General features: G+C 43.3%; 23 protein-coding genes. 12 read left to right on the top strand and 11 right to left on the bottom strand.

Annotated elements, in window-relative coordinates; all coding sequences use genetic code 11:
• Positions 1-30 precede the first annotated feature (30 nt).
• The 3 genes from AZI86_RS05210 (at position 31) to AZI86_RS05200 (ending at position 1,874) form a co-directional block, all read left to right on the top strand.
• Positions 31-480 (top strand): hypothetical protein, encoded by a 450-nt coding sequence (locus AZI86_RS05210; protein ID WP_061834010.1) that lies wholly within the window; start codon positions 31-33, stop codon positions 478-480.
• A 74-nt stretch (positions 481-554) separates the two neighbouring features.
• On the top strand, positions 555-1,160 hold the full coding sequence (locus tag AZI86_RS05205; RefSeq protein ID WP_061834009.1) for a hypothetical protein: 606 nt from the start codon (positions 555-557) through the stop codon (positions 1,158-1,160).
• An 18-nt stretch (positions 1,161-1,178) separates the two neighbouring features.
• The gene (locus AZI86_RS05200) at positions 1,179-1,874 is read left to right on the top strand and encodes an MBL fold metallo-hydrolase (protein WP_253715763.1); all 696 of its coding nucleotides are present in this window, start codon (positions 1,179-1,181) and stop codon (positions 1,872-1,874) included.
• On the opposite strand, the gene AZI86_RS05195 is transcribed toward AZI86_RS05200, so the two are convergent.
• Both AZI86_RS05195 and AZI86_RS05190 read right to left on the bottom strand, forming a co-directional pair.
• Complete coding sequence (locus AZI86_RS05195) at positions 1,871-2,941, bottom strand: linear amide C-N hydrolase (protein ID WP_061834008.1); 1,071 nt, start codon at positions 2,939-2,941, stop codon at positions 1,871-1,873. The two genes, AZI86_RS05200 and AZI86_RS05195, sit on opposite strands and share 4 nt — an antisense overlap.
• A gap of 111 nt (positions 2,942-3,052) precedes the next feature.
• On the bottom strand, positions 3,053-3,514 hold the full coding sequence (locus tag AZI86_RS05190; RefSeq protein ID WP_061834007.1) for a GNAT family N-acetyltransferase: 462 nt from the start codon (positions 3,512-3,514) through the stop codon (positions 3,053-3,055).
• An 87-nt stretch (positions 3,515-3,601) separates the two neighbouring features.
• Between AZI86_RS05190 and AZI86_RS05185 the strand changes: the two genes are divergently transcribed.
• The 4 genes from AZI86_RS05185 (at position 3,602) to AZI86_RS05170 (ending at position 6,558) form a co-directional block, all read left to right on the top strand.
• Positions 3,602-3,958 carry a winged helix-turn-helix transcriptional regulator gene (locus tag AZI86_RS05185; protein WP_081111789.1) on the top strand — a complete coding sequence of 119 codons (357 nt, stop codon included), beginning with the start codon at positions 3,602-3,604 and terminating at the stop codon, positions 3,956-3,958.
• Between the two features lie 193 nt (positions 3,959-4,151).
• A complete protein-coding gene (locus AZI86_RS05180) occupies positions 4,152-4,583 on the top strand; it encodes a GNAT family N-acetyltransferase (protein WP_061834006.1) in 432 nt (143 codons plus the stop codon).
• Between the two features lie 2 nt (positions 4,584-4,585).
• On the top strand, positions 4,586-5,632 hold the full coding sequence (locus tag AZI86_RS05175; protein WP_061834005.1) for a GNAT family N-acetyltransferase: 1,047 nt from the start codon (positions 4,586-4,588) through the stop codon (positions 5,630-5,632).
• The gene (locus tag AZI86_RS05170) at positions 5,629-6,558 is read left to right on the top strand and encodes a hypothetical protein (RefSeq protein ID WP_061834004.1); all 930 of its coding nucleotides are present in this window, start codon (positions 5,629-5,631) and stop codon (positions 6,556-6,558) included. Before AZI86_RS05175 ends, AZI86_RS05170 begins: the two co-directional genes overlap by 4 nt.
• Here AZI86_RS05170 and AZI86_RS05165 read toward each other — a convergent pair.
• A complete protein-coding gene (locus tag AZI86_RS05165) occupies positions 6,533-6,943 on the bottom strand; it encodes a CoA-binding protein (protein WP_061834003.1) in 411 nt (136 codons plus the stop codon). The two genes, AZI86_RS05170 and AZI86_RS05165, sit on opposite strands and share 26 nt — an antisense overlap.
• A 156-nt stretch (positions 6,944-7,099) precedes the next feature.
• Between AZI86_RS05165 and AZI86_RS05160 the strand changes: the two genes are divergently transcribed.
• Positions 7,100-7,519, top strand: coding sequence for a hypothetical protein (locus tag AZI86_RS05160; protein ID WP_061834002.1), 420 nt, complete (start codon positions 7,100-7,102; stop codon positions 7,517-7,519).
• Here the strand turns inward: AZI86_RS05160 and AZI86_RS05155 are convergent, their stop codons facing one another.
• From AZI86_RS05155 to AZI86_RS05140, 4 genes are read right to left on the bottom strand one after another with little or no spacing between them, the layout of a single operon-like run.
• Positions 7,520-8,818, bottom strand: coding sequence for an aminopeptidase P family protein (locus AZI86_RS05155; RefSeq protein WP_061834001.1), 1,299 nt, complete (start codon positions 8,816-8,818; stop codon positions 7,520-7,522).
• Positions 8,819-8,855: 37 nt separating this feature from the next.
• Positions 8,856-9,236, bottom strand: coding sequence for an OsmC family protein (locus tag AZI86_RS05150; RefSeq protein WP_061834000.1), 381 nt, complete (start codon positions 9,234-9,236; stop codon positions 8,856-8,858).
• Position 9,237: 1 nt separating this feature from the next.
• Positions 9,238-9,633, bottom strand: coding sequence for a hypothetical protein (locus AZI86_RS05145; RefSeq protein ID WP_061833999.1), 396 nt, complete (start codon positions 9,631-9,633; stop codon positions 9,238-9,240).
• Positions 9,634-9,641: 8 nt separating this feature from the next.
• Positions 9,642-10,343 (bottom strand): pirin family protein, encoded by a 702-nt coding sequence (locus tag AZI86_RS05140; protein WP_061833998.1) that lies wholly within the window; start codon positions 10,341-10,343, stop codon positions 9,642-9,644.
• Positions 10,344-10,526: 183 nt separating this feature from the next.
• Here AZI86_RS05140 and AZI86_RS05135 point away from each other — a divergent pair, with 183 nt between their 5' ends.
• The gene (locus AZI86_RS05135; protein ID WP_061833997.1) at positions 10,527-11,009 is read left to right on the top strand and encodes an SRPBCC family protein; all 483 of its coding nucleotides are present in this window, start codon (positions 10,527-10,529) and stop codon (positions 11,007-11,009) included.
• Positions 11,010-11,041: 32 nt separating this feature from the next.
• Here the strand turns inward: AZI86_RS05135 and AZI86_RS05130 are convergent, their stop codons facing one another.
• Entirely contained in the window at positions 11,042-11,527 is a 486-nt protein-coding gene (locus AZI86_RS05130; RefSeq protein WP_061833996.1) for a VOC family protein, read from the bottom strand.
• A 13-nt stretch (positions 11,528-11,540) separates the two neighbouring features.
• Positions 11,541-12,032, bottom strand: a complete 492-nt coding sequence (locus tag AZI86_RS05125) for an SRPBCC family protein (RefSeq protein ID WP_061833995.1) — start codon at positions 12,030-12,032, stop codon at positions 11,541-11,543.
• A 139-nt stretch (positions 12,033-12,171) separates the two neighbouring features.
• On the opposite strand from AZI86_RS05125, the gene AZI86_RS05120 reads away from it, so the two are divergent.
• Complete coding sequence (locus AZI86_RS05120) at positions 12,172-12,786, top strand: TetR/AcrR family transcriptional regulator (protein ID WP_061833994.1); 615 nt, start codon at positions 12,172-12,174, stop codon at positions 12,784-12,786.
• Here AZI86_RS05120 and AZI86_RS05115 read toward each other — a convergent pair whose 3' ends face one another.
• Positions 12,787-13,794, bottom strand: coding sequence for an LLM class flavin-dependent oxidoreductase (locus AZI86_RS05115; protein ID WP_061833993.1), 1,008 nt, complete (start codon positions 13,792-13,794; stop codon positions 12,787-12,789).
• Between the two features lie 173 nt (positions 13,795-13,967).
• Between AZI86_RS05115 and AZI86_RS05110 the strand changes: the two genes are divergently transcribed.
• Positions 13,968-14,720 carry an SDR family NAD(P)-dependent oxidoreductase gene (locus tag AZI86_RS05110; RefSeq protein ID WP_061833992.1) on the top strand — a complete coding sequence of 251 codons (753 nt, stop codon included), beginning with the start codon at positions 13,968-13,970 and terminating at the stop codon, positions 14,718-14,720.
• Positions 14,721-14,768: 48 nt separating this feature from the next.
• Here the strand turns inward: AZI86_RS05110 and AZI86_RS05105 are convergent, their stop codons facing one another.
• Positions 14,769-15,467 carry a pirin family protein gene (locus AZI86_RS05105; RefSeq protein WP_061835071.1) on the bottom strand — a complete coding sequence of 233 codons (699 nt, stop codon included), beginning with the start codon at positions 15,465-15,467 and terminating at the stop codon, positions 14,769-14,771.
• 258 nt (positions 15,468-15,725) lie between these two features.
• On the opposite strand from AZI86_RS05105, the gene AZI86_RS05100 reads away from it, so the two are divergent.
• Entirely contained in the window at positions 15,726-16,763 is a 1,038-nt protein-coding gene (locus AZI86_RS05100; RefSeq protein WP_216635887.1) for an MBL fold metallo-hydrolase, read from the top strand.
• The last annotated feature ends 316 nt before the right edge of the window (positions 16,764-17,079 follow it).

Raw genomic sequence — 17,079 nt, 5'->3', positions numbered from 1 at the left:
ATCCCCGGCCATTGAAAAAGGGGAATGTCCATGAAGAACTTAATGTTTGTGTTTGCGATGTTAACGTCAGTGGTTTTTGTAAATCACGCCCAAGCTCAGCAGCTTGAGTTGCCTTTTAAGTCTGCGGATCAAGTCTTGTTATCAACGATGCCGGGGGATGCGAACGCGCGCTACATCAATAACGTTTCGTCATTGCCTTCAAAAGTTGTAAAAGCGTTTGATCAAGTCGATCTTCCATTTGAAATGGGTGATGGCTATTACAATTACCGCGCGGGTGCTTTTTACGAAGTGACTGATAATGGGGTGGTTGTCGGCTATATCGAGGCGAACCTAATGACATATACTGAAGACCCAGGATTTTATCTGGGACTTGCGTTTATCAATGCTAAGGGCCTGCGTTTAGAGATCGATCCTAATTACGGTGAATTCACTCTTGATGAGCTTCCGTCTGAACTTCATCCTGACCCTGATTATGAATAATTTGTAACGGTATCGGGCAGTGTGCCAGCCGCAAAAAAATTGGCTTTGTTTTGCGGCTGTGACATAAGAAATTCATGTCTAATCAAATCAAAAACCCGTCCCCACTTGTTGAAACTGTTCTTAAACTTGATAACTATCTTTCTGAAATCGTCCGATTGGGCGAAAAGATTGAAAGCATGGATCTAAAAACAGACTTCGACTATGAGCAAGCTCAAAAACTAATGAACCACTTTACTCAATGTGGTCAAGGTGTCGCTGAAGAGGTTGTTCAACTTTCTGCGACTTTAAACGAAGCCCGCGCTAAGGCGGAAGCCGCAGCCCAAATCGTAGCCGCTCGCGCCGAACAAATCCAAGCTCGCCAAAATGATCACCATCAAAAAATGGCTGACTTCCGCGCTTTGGGTGACAAGGTTCGTGATTTGACTCTTTCCCTGAATGATCTAAAACGCCCCGACGGGGAAGAGCTTACCGATGACGACAGGGCTCATCTTTCAATGCGTTTGTCAGAATTCCAACTTCAACTTCAGCCTTTGATTGCGGAAGCTTTGAAACTGAAAAATGAAGCTCATACTTCTCGCCTTAAAACGCTTGAGCAAGGTGCGGATTCTTTGGTTCAAAGCTTATCAGCGATTGGTCGTCGTTTAGAGCTTTTAAATACCTCTGGTACTTCCGCGCACTAGAGTGCATCATAAAAGCCTATGAAAAATCTGATTTTCCAGCAGCTTTTTGAAAGCGAAAGTTCCACTTTCACCTATATCCTTGCCGATCGTGTTACGCGCGAAGCCGTGATGATTGATCCGGTTTTAGAAAAAGTCGACAGAGACCTTCAGCTGATTAAGGAATTAGATCTTAAATTACTTTATATCCTTGAAACTCACGTCCATGCCGATCATATCACCGGTGCGGGAAAAATCGCGGATGCTACGGGCGCGCAGATTGCTTTAAGCTCTGAAGCTAATATCGAAGGCTCTTTTAAAGCACTTAAAGAGGGGGATGTGATTCGTTTTGGCCAGTATGAAATTAAGGTATTAACAACTCCGGGTCACACCAATAGCTGTCTGTGCTTTTTAATGAGTGACCGAGTCTTTACTGGTGACACTTTAATGATTCGCGCTAATGGCCGTACTGACTTTCAAGAGGGATCGGCAAAGAGCCTTTATGAAAACGTGCGCACTAAGCTTTTTGTTCTGCCTGACGAAACTTTGGTGTATCCAGCACATGATTATAAAGGCTTTACCTCATCGACTATTGGGGATGAGAAAAAGCACAATGTTCGACTGAATCAACAGCGTAAACTGGAAGACTTCGTTCAGATTATGGCGGATTTAAAATTACCTCCGCCAAAAAAATTGGACGTCGCGGTTCCGGCGAATTTAAAGTTAGGCAGAGTTTAGAGCTGAGCATTGCGTGCGGGCTCTGCCTCAGGTTTTAAGAACTGAAACGGTTTTGCGGGTGCAAACTTATTTGAAACATCGCCGATCAGCTCATAGTTTTTGATTAGACCGATCTTTTGTACGGGTTGTCCTTGAGCGAAATTAAGTTTTGCAAAATCCACCCATACAATATTAGGGCTCAAAACATTTTCGTAAAAATAAATTCCCTTAGTTAAATCTGCGACAGTTCTCCAGCGTGTAGTAGAAATATACGGACGAACAGGGTCTGGCGTACCAAAGGGTTGAGAAACGTTTCTTAAAACGCTTAAGACTCCGGCCACGGCTTCGCGGTAATCTTTGGGCTCAGGCAAAGCATTGCTATAGTAAGCAGCGCGGATAAAGCGATCGGCCGCGTCGGTGGTGCCGGGTAATTTCTGAGTCCCTCCGAAACCTTTGTATTTGCTTAAGGCAGCGATCTGTTGATCAAACGGTGGGGAGTTCGTCATCACTTTAAAATTTTTATCGTGATAAATCTTAACCTTGCCGTCGATGTATTCCAAAATCGCGGAATCTCCGGTTTTATCGGAAAGCGAAATATGGACGGTACCTTCTCTTCGTCCCGCCGCGGTTTGAATGCCGGCAGTTTGAACTTGGAAGGGATTCTTTTCGGTATAGGAAACCGCCTCTGCCACGGTAGCAAAATTATCTAGATAATATTGACTCCATAAACTCACAGCGAGCCCCGGAATCTTAGGGTCGCGAGTTGGGAACTTGCTTTCAGTTAGATAAAGCAGATTCGCTGTCAGACCTTTTTCGTTAAGTCCATCGGCGGTTCCGATATCATAGGCGGTGATAATCACACTGCCATATTTAGAAGTCCATTTCAGGGGGTTTTCGTGAGTGAGGCCCTCGCGCGAAATTCCTCGAGGTAAAAGCCACATGTTTGACATCGTGTCTTCAGCCCAGTCCATATTGCGCCCCACAATGACGTCACTTTTTTTATTTTCCCATAAAACTCGGGTGCAGGGATATGCGGGCAAGGCAACAACGGTGCTGATCGTAAGAACAAGGATGGATTTGAGATTCATAAGCTTTCTCCTAGAGTTTTGATTTAACAATAAGAAAAAGTTTATGCCGAGGGAATAGCGGTCTTTTTGTGGATTGAAAGTTGGATGTTTGCCTGTAAGTAAGATTTGTTCTTAAAGGGCTAGTTCCATCTCAATATTGCAGCGTTCATAATCGGGGTGCGGACCTAAATGTGTGGTTTTAAATCCATGCTTTTTGTAAAGCGTGATGGCGGGCTCTAAAATGGTATTTGAAAGCAGCATCACTTTGTTAGCCCCTTTTGTTCGGGCCCATTTGATGGCTTCTTCCATTAAGATATCTCCGTAACCTTTTCCGCGCGATATTGGGTCGACGGCCATTTTTGCAAGTTCATAACAGCCGACGCCGTGCTCGATCATCGCGCAGGTTCCTTTGGCGACTTCATTTTCTAAAAGAAAAAAGATTTCGCCATGTTTTAGGACGTTTTCATAAGGATTTTCAAGCTGGGCAATGTCCATTGGTTCAATTTTAAAATACTTTTCAATCCACTGGCGATTAAGCTCTATATAGCTATTAACGTATTTGGGATTAAAGGTGATAACTTTAACTTGATCCATAAGTTCGCTTAAGTTAGCACAAGTTCATGGTCTTGAAAATAAGTTCGAGAATGATAACTAGTATGCTTTTAGATACTATGAGGCCTTATGGAAAAGCGTAAATTTAATTGTCCCGCGGAGATGACGATCAGTCTTATTGGTGGAAAATGGAAAGCTATTTTGCTTTACAATATGCGCAAAGGATCCAAAAGATTTGGCGAATTAAAGCGGCTTTCGCCGGGCATTACGCCAACGACCTTAACCAAAGAACTTAAGGAATTAGAAAAATCAGGCATCGTGCAGCGCTTTGCGATATCTAAAGATCGCTTAGCCGGTGTGGAATACTCGCTAACCCCGAAAGGTGAATCCTTAAAGCCTGTTCTGTATGCGATGATTCGTTGGGGAATTGCGAATCAAAAAGATTATGTGATTGGCGATTTTGGGATGGCTGTTTTTCAGAAATAGAAAAATAAGTAAGCAGCGTCGGCTGAAAAGTGAAGCATATAAAAAGCTAAGAATAAAATGGCTCTAAGCATAAGATCCCTGAAACAATTGTTTTAATCTGATGAGTAAATAGCAGAATTTAGCAAAAATGATTGTTAGGATTTTGTTCTTAGAAGGTTAAGATTAGCGAGTTCATTATATTTTCGAGGTGAAGATGTCTTTGCATTTTTTTACGGTCAAAAAATTGGAAGATTTAAAAAGATGCTTTCCCGTTATGCGGGAACTTCGTCCTCATCTTAGTTACGAAGAATATCTTTTAATTTATCAAGAAGCGCAAAAAACCGATGGCTATGAAATCGTGGCCGTTGAAAGTGGTGATCAAATCTTAGCCTTAATTGGTTATCGTTTTTTATCTGATTTTGTTCGCGGAAGACATTTGTATATTGATGATTTGGTTTCAACCGAAAGTGCTAGATCTCAGGGTCTGGGCGCGAAGCTTTTGATTTACGCTGAAGAAATCGCGAAGCAAAATAAATGCAAAGTGCTTCGCCTGTGCACAGGTGTTGAAAACGAACGCGGTGTTAAGTTTTATGAAAAAAACAATTGGACTAAGCGGGCTTACGCCTATGCTAAGAAGATCGGATAAATATGACATCAATTCCTGGATTTCATTTTGATAGCGATCTGCGGGATGTACCCAATAATCTTGCGGAGTGGGAAAGTTATCTATTAGATCAGCAAGAAAAGATGAAATCTGCCGTTAATGATGAGGAAAGGCTTTCTTTATATGAAATGGCGGGGATTTCTTCTCGAATTTTGATGAAATTAGATAAGGCAGAGTTTTATTTAATGAAGTCTCTTGCATTGTCTTATAAAGGTGTCGCTCAGTCTCGAATTCTACAAAACCTTATCCGTTTGGCCCATGTCTACCAGTGGCAACGGGAATTTAAAAAGGCCGCAGGCCTTTTCGATCAAGCAAAAGAAATAATGAATGCTTCCGAGATTTCAGATTCGCTCAGAGCATCTTATCATCAGCATTTAGGTAAACTGTTTTTTGACCAAAAATTCTATGGACTGGCTTACGGAGATTTTTCCACATCCTACTTTTTGCGCCAGCGAAATGGTGCTGAGGCTGAGTTGCTAGAAAGCAGTGCTATCGCTATTAGCGAAGCCTTGAAAAGATGGAATAAAAGCCCTGCCAAAGGACTTGTGATTCGAAAGGCGGTTCTTACTGATGCTGAAGGGATCCATCAGGCACACATGAGGTCAATTCAAGAGATATGTGCCAAGGATTATTCCGAGGATGCAATTCAAGCTTGGGGATATCGTCCTTATTCTGAAGAGGCCCGGCATAGCGCTATCAAAGATTCGGATGTGTGGGTTATCGAGTGTCAGGGAAAAATTGAAGGTTATGCTCATATGAAGCATCATTTTAAAAATGGATGGAGAATTGCTCACGTATTTGGCTTGTATATTACTCCGCAAGTTTTGGGTAGGTCCGTGGGTAAGACGGCGATGCAAATCATGCTTGAGTGTATGAAATCTAGAGAGGTAAAAGAAGTTCGCCTGGAGTCGACGATCTCTGCAAAAGATTTTTATAAGTCCGTGGGTTTTAAAGAAAACGGACCACAAGCTTTCATTAAGATGTCAGGCGTTGATGTTCCTTGTCAGCCTATGCGAATGGAAATCGGATGACGGATTTTAAAAGCGCGTTAGAAGAAAGTATTTCTTATCTTTCATCATTTGAAGCTGTTGAAAGCATCAAACGAGATCCGTATTGGCCTAAGTGGGATACGCCGTGGTGGCACATGGCTGTTTTAAAAGAGCTGGGCTTAGCTCGTCAGATCCCTAAAATCACCTTGGATGCGATGGTGCACGCCTTACAGAACCACTATCTTCAGTTTTTCCCCATTCGCTCGGAAGAAGTTCCCCCGGGCACCGATTCTTATCGTCAGATTCCGTGCATTTGCTCAGTGGGAAATATGTATCAGATTCTTTTTGCAGCAGGGGTTGACGTCGACAGGGACTTGCCATGGATGCGCCCATGGTTTGTAAAGTATCAATTGCCTGACGGCGGCCTTAACTGTGATGAGAGCGTTTATACGAAGACAACACCCAAAAGTTCCATCGTTTCGACAATCTGCTGTCTTGAAGCGGTTTTATTCTGTCGTCATCAAGATTTAACGGCTGAAGAAGTGAATTTTTTGAATAAAGGCGCGGAATATCTAGTGCGCCAAAAACTTTTCCGCAGGATTTCAAATGGTGACGTTATTGATAACGACTGGATTGAAATTAGATTTCCACGTTTTTATGACTATGACTTCTTAAGGGGTTATTACTTTCTGGCAAAATGGAAAGAGGCCTCTGGTTTTTTGATTCCTGTTGATTTGGTCGAAGAAGTAGAAAAGCTTGTTTCCGCGCAGATGACAGATAAAGGAATTCAACTTCGCCGCTATAACTTAATTGATAAACGAAGCTATAATCCACAGGCCGACGGAACTTGGAAGATGGGCGAAGTGTCCGAGTTTAATCTGTTTAAAGCGGTCAGCTTTGATGGAGCTATTAGTGAACCGCTCACCAAAGCGTGGAATGAGATCAAAAATATTTCTTGTGTTCAATGATCAAACAGCGGTTGGAAACGACTTTGATACCAGCTTTTTCGGCGCGGACTTCCGCTTCAGGATTTGATATCCCTAATTGAAGCCAAAGAACTTCTACGCCACCGGCCTCTATGGCCTCATCCACGACTTCATCAATGCGGTCAGAACTTCTAAAGACGTCCACGAATTTTCTGTATTCGGCCGGAATTTCTTTTAATGTCTTATAAATTTTAAATCCACCGGCGTTATGATCCTTCGGGTAAGTACCCACCATCTCCCATCCATGATCACGCATGTACAGTGGAACATAATGGCTGGCCTTGGTGGCATCTGGGCTTAATCCGTAAACGGCGAATTTTTTGTATTTCTCTAAAAGTGCTTTGAATTCTGAATCTTTCACGTTCATGGATCACCTCAAAACCTATTCTTGCGATTTTGCTATTATTTGCAAGCTGACTGTAAGCAGTTTCGCCCGTGACACTGGACCCCAGGAGATACCGGTATTCCGATGCGAAAGACTTGATAAGATGGGGTGGCTAAAAAAGTTGAAAGGAGAATACATATGAAATCGGTTTTCATTTCTTTTGTTTTATTATTTGTATCGTTTGCGGTGAATGCGGCCAACGAAGTTGATGCTAAATCAGTCTATATGATTAGTACGTCCATCTTTATGAACGGAAAATTAGTTTCTAAGCCCCGTATCACTGTTTCAGAGGGTCAAGTGGGCACTATCACAGAGACCGACTCAAAGAAAACACACACCACTTCTTTAAAAGTTATTGCAACGAAGTCGGATATTCCTAACGACCCCAAGGCTCAAGGTGTTCTTTTAAATATGGATGTTTATAGCAAACGCGATGGAGAAGAAATCCATTCGACGCCTCAAATGATATTAAAAGAAGGACATCCAGGCAGCATCGAGATTGCTGAGGATTCTGGTAAAAATCTTAAATTAGAAGTGGTCGTATCAAAAGTCAGATAACTAAATCTTATCCACAACCGCTGTTAAGTTTCTTGCCGGGCCTTGAGTGATTAGCATATCGTCTTCGATGCGAACGCCACCAAGGCCTTTCCATTTTTCGACTTCTTGCCAGTTGATAAAATCTTTAAACTTAGTGCGATTTTCTGCGTCGTCAATCAAGCCCTTAATAAAATAGCATCCCGGCTCAACAGTGATCAGGAAGTTTTCCTTAAGTTCTAAATCCACGCGCAAGTTGGCACCACAGTATTTTTTTGGATTTAGATTTTCTGGACAACCAACATCGCGCACTCTCAGTCCCACAAGGTGACCGACACCATGAGGATAAAAGACGGCAATAGCACCCGTATCAAGAATGGCTTCCGTGTCGCCTTTCATAATATTTAATGCTTTTAACCCTTCGGCGATCACTCTAGCAGAAGTGCGATGCACATCATGCCATTGGGTGCCGATGTGGCATTTTTCGATGGCTTTGGTTTGTGCCTGTTTCACAAGATCATAAATTTCTTTTTGCATGGTTGAAAACTGACCACTCGCCGGGTACACGCGCGTGATATCCACACAGTAATCGTAAACATCAGCCCCGGCATCAATAAGAACCAAATCACTTTGTTCGACCTTTTTCATTGTAGGGATGGCGTGCAAGATCGCGGCGTTGCTTCCACTGCCGACAATGGTCCCATAAGGCATGCCGTGGGCGCCGTGGCGTTGGATTTCAGATTCAAATTCTATTTGAATTTCTTTTTCAGTGACCCCGGGACGAATAAAAGATTGAAGTTTTTTGTAACCTTTATTGGCAATATCGGCGATGTTTAAGATCATCTGCACTTCGTGAGCGTCTTTCACGCGACGAAGGGCATTTACTTTTAAGTGGATCTTTTCTAGCGTGGCTTTGCCTGCTTCGCTGGTAAGTGCAGAATCATTATAAGCAAGTTGGCCAATTTTATAAATTTGCGAAAATTTTTGGCCGCTTAAAAAAGATTCTAGTTCAGAAATATCACGGCCATGAAGTTCTTCATCCGCTCCTTCCCAAAACTTATCTTCGCGAGTCGCAAATTTAACAAAATCAATCCAGCCCGTACTTTTAGAAAAGAAAGCCACTCCGCGAGCAGAGCGAAAGCCCGTCAGCCAGTAATAGGTAGGATGAGGAAGGAAATCGTAAGTTTGATCAAGCCCGCCGGGTTTCCCGATTGGAAGTCCAGAAAGGACTAAAAGGCATTCGTCATTTTTAAGAACGTCGCTAAGAGCCTCAGCGACGTTCTTTTGTCTTTTTTGAATTACTTCTTTAGGAAAGATCGCCATAGATTTTACTATAGTCGCGTCTTTTAGAAGCTGTCTATTACTTTACAACTGTGTCGATTTTAATTTGGCTTTCTAGCAGGTTGTGAATAGGGCATTTATTCACAATCTCCGCTAAACGAGCCCGATCTTCATCGGTAAGATCACCGCGAAACGAAACCTCACGGCTAATGACCGAAGACTCTTTACTTTCAGAAACCACCTTTACGGTGACGTCTGTGGATTCTAATTTCATGCCTTTGCGATTGGCGTACATTTGGGCCGTGATGATCGTGCATCCCACCAACGCCGCTTCTAAAAGCTCATGGGGATTTAAGCCCTCATCGTGGCCGCCCAGTTTTTCCACCACGCCGGAAATAAGGCGATGATCGCGCACGGCTATTTCTGCTGTAAGTCCTTCTTTTCTAACTCCGGTAACCATTTTATAACTCCGCCTCTGGCTTTCTGTTGGCATTAATAAATTCGTTTAACGATCCATAAGCTAAAACCAGCTCTGGATCTTTTTCTAAGTGTTCTGTAAATCGACCCGCTAGACGTGTGCCTTTTTTTCCTAAAAGGTTGCGAATTTGCAGATGCAGACGTTCAAAGTCTTCCGCCGAGACGACTTCTGTTTCGTCCACGAAGGCGTCCATTTCGGCAATCAAAGCCGAAAGAGGTTGAAGCCATGCATAGCGATAATCTTGAGTCAGATACAATAAGAAATCAAACGAAGTCAGGCGGCGTTCAAGATCTTGTTCCGCCTGTCGGCGCTCTAGCTCTAAGAAACGTTGGTGGACGTTTCTTAGTCGTAAGCTGAGTTCGCGAATATTTTCTTTCATAACGTCTCCTAAGGTAAATCAAAGACTAAGAATTCGGAACCTTTGGTCCATGTGATGCGAAGGCTTTCAACTCCGGTAATTCCAGCGCCATCGCCTGAATTCAATGTCTCGTTTTCTACTTTCACATCACCCTTGACCACTTGGATCCAGATGTGACGGTGAAGGTAGGTTTTTAAAAGTTTTTCCCCGTCGTCGGTGGCTTTTACGGCATACATGTCGACATCTTGGTTGATGGAAACAGATCCGTTGCGACCATTACGCGAGCCTACTAAAACCATGTCACTGCAAGAAAAGTCGTTTTGAAAAAAGGCCTTTTGATCATAACTTGGTTTTACCCCAAGTACTTCCGGTAAGATCCAAATTTGTAAAAAATGTGTCGCTTGATCTTGCAAGTGATTGTACTCGGAATGTCGTACGCCAGTGCCGGCACTCATGCGTTGCACTTCGCCAGGCTTAATGACCACATCGCTGCCCATAGAGTCTTTGTGTTCAAGGGCTCCCTCAATCACGTAAGAGATGATTTCCATATCGCGATGGCCGTGAGTATCAAAACCAGTTCCGCCTTGAATGCGATCTTCGTTAATCACCCGCAATACGCTAAAGCCCATGAAGTCGCGATCATAGTATTCGCCGAATGAAAAAGTGTGCTTAGAATTCAGCCAGCCGTGTTGGGCGTTTCCTCTGTCGTTTGCTCTGCGTACTTGAATCATGGTGTTTCTCCTTTTTCATGAATCTTGGTGATGGATTTAATATAGGATTTAAACTATATAAATGCTAATACCGTTATTTTATATAAACGATAGCTTTAGATTATATAGTTGTGCCTGGACTTTATTGGCGGAGGGGTTGGTTTTTAGAAAGGAAATGCGCTACCCTGTATAGGTGGAGGATGAATGGCGCAGACAGTATGCATGCCCGATTTAAGTGATCGGCCTTTAGCGTGTTTCCGTGAAAAGGTGTTTAAATTCAATCGCTCCATCTTGTATCATGCTTGGACTAGTGGTTTAGATACTTGGTTTGCGGCCAAAGGTTCTGTACTAATGAACGTAGAAGTAAACGCACCCTTCTTTTTTGAAACCGCATTTAAGCCCGAAGGGGCGGATAAAGAATCTCGTCATCCCCATTACGGGCGATTTCTTAAATTAGTCGAAAATCAGCTCATCGAACTAACTTGGGTGACCGGGGCGGGCGGAACTGAAGGGGCTGAGACCGTGGTGCGCATAGAAATGCATGACGTCGAAAATGAAGTTTTATTGCGCGTGACCCATGCTGGCTTTAGAGATGAAAAATCTAAGGACATTCATCAATATGCTTGGGGTTTTGTTTTAGATAAATTGGCCGAAGATCTGGAAAAGAAATATTCCAAGTTAAACTAGCGGCCGCCCTAAAACGGCCGCTAAGCGGAGTTCTAATTTCCTTGGTAAGCTTTCTTTAAGGTTGCGATATCAAGTTTTTTCATTTTTAAAACCTCTTGCATCACCCGCTGTGATTTCTTTTGATCAGGATCTGCCATTAGATGAGCCATCATGGCAGGAACTACTTGCCATGACATGCCGAATTTGTCTTTAAGCCATCCGCACTGAACTTCTTTTCCACCGTCGGCGGTCAGTTTATCCCAGTAATAGTCGATCTCCTCTTGAGTTTCGCAATTAATCATAAACGACATGCCGTCATTAAAAAGATTGGCAAAATAGGATCCCCCGTTCACCGCGATAAAATCTTGTCCCATGGCTGAAAAAGAAATCGTGCGCACCGAGCCGGGAGGGCCGCCGAATTCATTTTCGCCAACGATGGTTTTTGTTTGAATCTTCGCATCTTTAAAAACGGAACAGTAAAAATTAACGGCCTGTTCAGCTTGGGTGTCGTAGCCAAGACAGATTGTTAGCTTATTCATAAAGGGCTCCTTTTTATATGGTACCTTTTTTAATTTCTTCAACCATTTGATCGATGACCATACCCCAGCCTTGTTCAAAACCCATTTCGGAGTGAGTCTTTCTGCCGGCAGCATCTTGGTGAATGGCAATGGCCGTGTACTTGGTTCCTTGGGGATGGTCTTCAAGTTTTATAACAGCCGTAAACGGGAGGTGAGATTGGATGGGGCGAAAGCCACGAGTCATGGTGGAGGTAAATACAAGTTTTTCATTTTCGATCACTTCCAGAACACACCCATCGTTCGGGAAAGATTGCCCTTCAGGAGATTGCATGGTCGTGATGAAGGCTCCACCGGGATGAAGTTCTTGAATTGCTTCTGAGACAGTCCACGGGCGAGGGCAGAACCAATTTTTGAAGCTAGAAGGCGTAGTCCAAGCTTTAAAAACCTGTTGTCGAGTTACAGGTAAAATACGTTCTAACACTAGGTCCAACTCTGGATTCACTGCAATGTCTTTAGTTTTTTCCATATTTGACTCTTTCTGAAGTGAGGGTTCTTTACATACTATACGGTATGTTATTTTTAAAACTCAATATGTTTTTAGGCGGTACTGTGATAATATGAAGGCATCTGTTAAATACCAATTGGTATGAAAAGGATCTAAGTTCATGGAAAGATTAGTAAAACGTGACTCGGAAAAGACTCGCGCCCAAATTTTGGACGTGGCTTTTATTGAGATCTATATGAACAGTTTTCAGGCCGTCAGTGTGGATCAAATTGTGGCAAAGACCAAAATGACCAAAGGCGCGTTTTTTCACCACTTCCCTTCGAAAAAAGAATTGGGCTATGTCTTAGCTAATGAATACTTGCGCGATATGATGGAAGAGCGTTGGATTAAGCCTTTACGGGTTTATAAGGATCCAGTCCAAGGGATTTTACATTGTTTTAAAAAGAACATTGTCGAAATCCCGGATGAGTTTATGGCCTGTGGATGCCCCTTAAATAATCTTTGCCAAGAAATGTCGACGGTGGATCCGAAATTCCGCGAAATTCTTAGCTCGGTGTTAGGTGCCTGGATCGAAGGCACTCGCGAGCATTTGGAACGCGGGAAATCAGAGGGCTATCTCAAAAAAAACCTAAATAGCCAGCAAATGGCTCAATATATTGTAATGGCGCAAGAAGGAGCTTATGGAATGGGAAAGGTCTTTAGAGATCGCAAGCTTTTACAATCCCTGCATGCGGCTTTAAAAGAACACCTAGAACCCTATCGCCTAGGTAAATAGTTAAAGCGCAGATTTCTTAGCGTCGGCGATAATTTCAAATGAGTGCAGGCGTTCGCTGTGCTCATAAACGTCCGACGTAATCATAAGTTCATCTACTTGCGTGCTATCAATAAAGTCCTGCATCTTGCGACGAACGGTTTCTTTGTCACCGACGATCATTGTTCTAGACATTGACTGCACTGTGGCTTCTTCTTGAACCGTCCAAAAAGGTCGCATGTCTTTAACCGGTGGTGGTGTTTGTCGAAGGTTTCCGCGGATCAGACTTACAAATCGTTGTTTCAAACTTGTAGAGAGGTATTCCGCGTGTTCATTGGTGTCGGCGGCGACAATTGAAATGCCGGCCATCGTGTAAGGTTTGTTCAAATAATGCGACGGCAAAAACTGATGTCGATAAAGCTCAAAAGCTTCTTCCATCGCGCCCGGAGCAAAGTGCCCAGCAAATGCATAGGGCCTTCCTAGGCGCGCCGCAAGTTGAGCACTGAAAAGACTTGAACCTAAAATCCAAATAGGAATTTCTAAACCATTTCCGGGGATGGCTTTTACTTTTTGATCGGGCCGCGCGGGAGCAAAATATCCCACAAGCTCTTCAATCAACTCACCAAAATCTACACCTCGAGCCCCGTGGTCGCGGCGCAAAGCTCGCATGGTCGAAGCATCACTCCCAGGAGCACGCCCCAAACCTAAATCAATGCGGCCCGGATAGAGTGTTTCTAAGGTTCCGAATTGTTCAGCAATCACTAAAGGCGCGTGATTAGGAAGCATGATACCACCGGAACCCACGCGAATGGTTTTCGTGTGAGCCGCCACATAGCCGATCAAAATGGATGTCGCCGCACTGGCAATGCCTTCAAGATTATGGTGTTCCGCCATCCAATATCTTTTATATCCCAACGCTTCTGCTTTCTGCGAAAGTTCTAAGGTGTTTCTAAATGCATCGGAAATTGTTTTTCCTTGCGGATAAGGAACCAGATCAAGAACGGAAATTGAAGTATCGCTAAGACTTTTCATGGCTGCTCCGAAATTTCATCTTACTGCTATTTGTCTTAAGTGTCTATTGACCTTCTTGCGACACAACATAGGGGGCCGATGTATTCCTGCAAAAAGCACTGAGAAATTTTCCGTCATCCTTTGTGGTTCGATAAAACCCCCGGAGAATAAGTATCGAAGCAAAGGAGTATATCATGGCAAAAGGAAGAGTCGTTATTGTTACGGGAGCGGGTTCAGGGATAGGCGAAGCCACCGCTAAAAGATTTTTAAAAGAAGGCGCCAAAGTCGCGGTATGTGATAAAGACTTTGGTAAGCTTAAAAAAGCATTTGCTGATTATCCACCCGATAGCATCTTGCTTGCAGAAACGGATGTATCGCGTGAAGGTCTGGTGGAAAGTTTTGTAAAACAAGTCATGCAAAAATTTGATCACATTGATGTCTTGGTTAATAACGCAGGCATTTATTATGAAGGAACAATTTCTGAAACTCCGACCGAGCAGTGGCGTAAAGTCATGGATACAGATGTGGACGGAGTCTTTTACATGTCTCGCGCGTGTCTGCCGTATTTGAAGAAATCAAAAGGAAACATCATTAATATTTCTTCTTTGTCAGGCTTAGGCGGTGATCCTGAAGCGGCTGCTTATAACGCCGCCAAAGGAGCGATCACCAATTTAACCCGGGCGATGGCCATTGATCACGGTAAAGAGGGTGTTCGCGTGAATGCAATTTGCCCCACGTTTACGAAGACTGATTTAACGGCGGATATGTTTAAGGATAAAGAGCTGGTTAAAGATATGGTGGACCGTATTCCGATGGGGCGTTACGGAATGCCTGAGGATATTGCTAGTGCCGTTTATTTGTTGGCAAGTGAGGATGCCCATTTCATTACCGGTGTTAATTTGCCGGTGGATGGTGGGGCTCACGCTTCTAATGGCCAAGCGCTTTAAATATAAAAATCCCGGTCAGAGTTCCGACCGGGATTTTTTGGGGAAGGGTTATGGCAAATCAAAAAGAATCATTTCGCTGTCGGCACTTGATTTAAAATCAGCCGCCGTGATGTCCACCGCGGAAGCGGCATCTCCCGCTTCAAGTTTTTGCCCGTTTACTTCCACAGAACCTTTGATTAATTGCACCCAAAGGCGTCGGTATTCAGGCAATTCGAAGCTAAAGCTTTCGCCGGCATTTAAGCGCGAAATATAAACGTTGGCATCTTGGTTCATCGAGATAGATCCATTTCGTCCATCTTTAGAAATTACGTGCACCAGTTTTTGCGAGTTTAACTCTTTCTCAAAAGATTTTTGTCCATAGCTGGGAGTGATTCCGCGACGCTCGGGCATAATCCAAATTTGGAAAAAGTGAGTCTCTTCATTTTCCTTTTCATTGTATTCCGAGTGACGAATGCCGGTGCCGGCACTCATTCTTTGGACCTCTCCGGGTTTAATAATGGTTTCATTACCCATAGAGTCTTTGTGTTTAAGACCTCCCGAAATTACATAAGAAATGATCTCCATATCGTTATGTGGGTGAGTTCCAAAACCTGTGCCTCCCGCGATACGGTCTTCATTGATCACGCGCAAGGGACCAAAACCCATGTGAGCGGGATCGTAATACTCTGCAAATGAAAACGTATGTTTTGATTTCAACCAGCCATGTTCGGCTAAGCCTCTTTCGTTAGATTTTCTGATCGTGAACATAGTTTTCTCCTTTCCTAACAGTGCGGAAGCAGCTCCCGCTCCTAGCAGTCCGGCGGTCGTTGTGGCCGCTCCGATAATAAAAGATCTGCGAGGTATCTGTAGTTTGGCCGTCATTAAGGGCCTCCTTGATAGCTTAAGTATCGGGGACTTCGGGGTTAAATAAAATTATTATTAATTCATGATCTTTATATATTAAATCTATATAGTTTGCGGCCTTAAATGGAGGTATCGTAGAGGGGACTATTTGAAGGAAGATATATGATTTTGCGGATTGTCTCTGGATTAACCTTGGTGTCTTTATTAAGTGGGTGTTCTTCGATGGCTTATCAAAAATCAGATCATTTCGATGGGGAAAAGTTTCATAATCCGGGCATGTCTGGCAACAAAAGTATGTTGCAAGTTTTAAAATGGAAAATGACAAGCACGGTGACGCCTTGGCCGGCGACATTAGAAAATACCTCGAAACCCGAAGTGGCCAATCAATTAAAAGAGGGCGAAATTTCTACTACTTTTATTAATCACGCCACTCACTTGATTCAGTTAAAAGGGGTCAATATTATCACGGATCCTGTTTTTTCAGAAAGAGTCAGTCCCTTTACATGGATTGGTCCCAAGCGCGTACGTCGCCCGGGAATTGAGTTAAAGGATTTGCCAAAAATTGATGTGGTTCTAATCAGTCATAATCACTATGACCATATGGATGAAGAAAGCATTCGTGAACTTGCTAAAAAGTTTGATCCGACTTTTGTCGTTCCGTTGGGAAATGAACGTTTGATTAAGGAAATGGGCGCAAAAAAAGTTATCGAAATGGACTGGTGGCAGACAGCGGAGTTGCCGGAAAAAAATTCGGTAACGTTAGTGCCCGCTCAGCATTGGTCGCGACGAACCATGTTTGATACGAACAAGGCCCTGTGGGGAGGTTTCGTGGTGAAAGCTGCTGATCAAAGGCAGATCTATTTTGCTGGCGACACTGGATATGGGGCCCTGTTTAAAGATATTAAAGGAAAGTTGGGTCCAATGGATGTCGCTATTTTACCTATTGGTGCTTACGAGCCAAGATGGTTTATGAAAGAACAGCACATGAATCCGGAAGAAGCGGTTCAGGCGCACCTAGATTTAGAATCTAAGTTCACTTTAGGTACGCACTTTGGCACCTTTCCGCTCACCGATGAAGGAATCGATGAGCCCGTAAAGGCCTTGGCAGAGGCGATTAAAAAAATGCAGGTTGATGCTACAAGATTTGTCGCACCCAATGTTGGCGAAACCCATTTTATGCCGGCGAAAAATTCAAAATAAAAAGAGGAACACTCAGAAATCCTAAATCAACGAATGATTTCTATTAGCTCATAGTCCGTGTGATGAATAAAAATAGGACAATGCACTTTATCTAAATAGATAAACTCCTGTTCTGCCACTGTTTCTTCTAAACTGTATCGCATAAAAAACCCTTACGACGTTCTTCTTCAATATTGTCTTCAACCTAGGTTTGATTTTATTTATCGTTACTGTCAGTGGAGAAATCAGAACTACAAACTGTTTACTCGACCTTGACTAGATTTGCGCGTTCGGTTGTCAAAGCGTTTTTGTATGTGCCATCATTTAATACGCAAAC

The organism is Bdellovibrio bacteriovorus, from assembly GCF_001592735.1.
GTDB lineage: Bacteria > Bdellovibrionota > Bdellovibrionia > Bdellovibrionales > Bdellovibrionaceae > Bdellovibrio > Bdellovibrio bacteriovorus_D.
The sequence above is the reverse complement of the archived record's forward strand: the minus strand, read 5'-3'. Positions and strand labels throughout refer to the sequence as shown.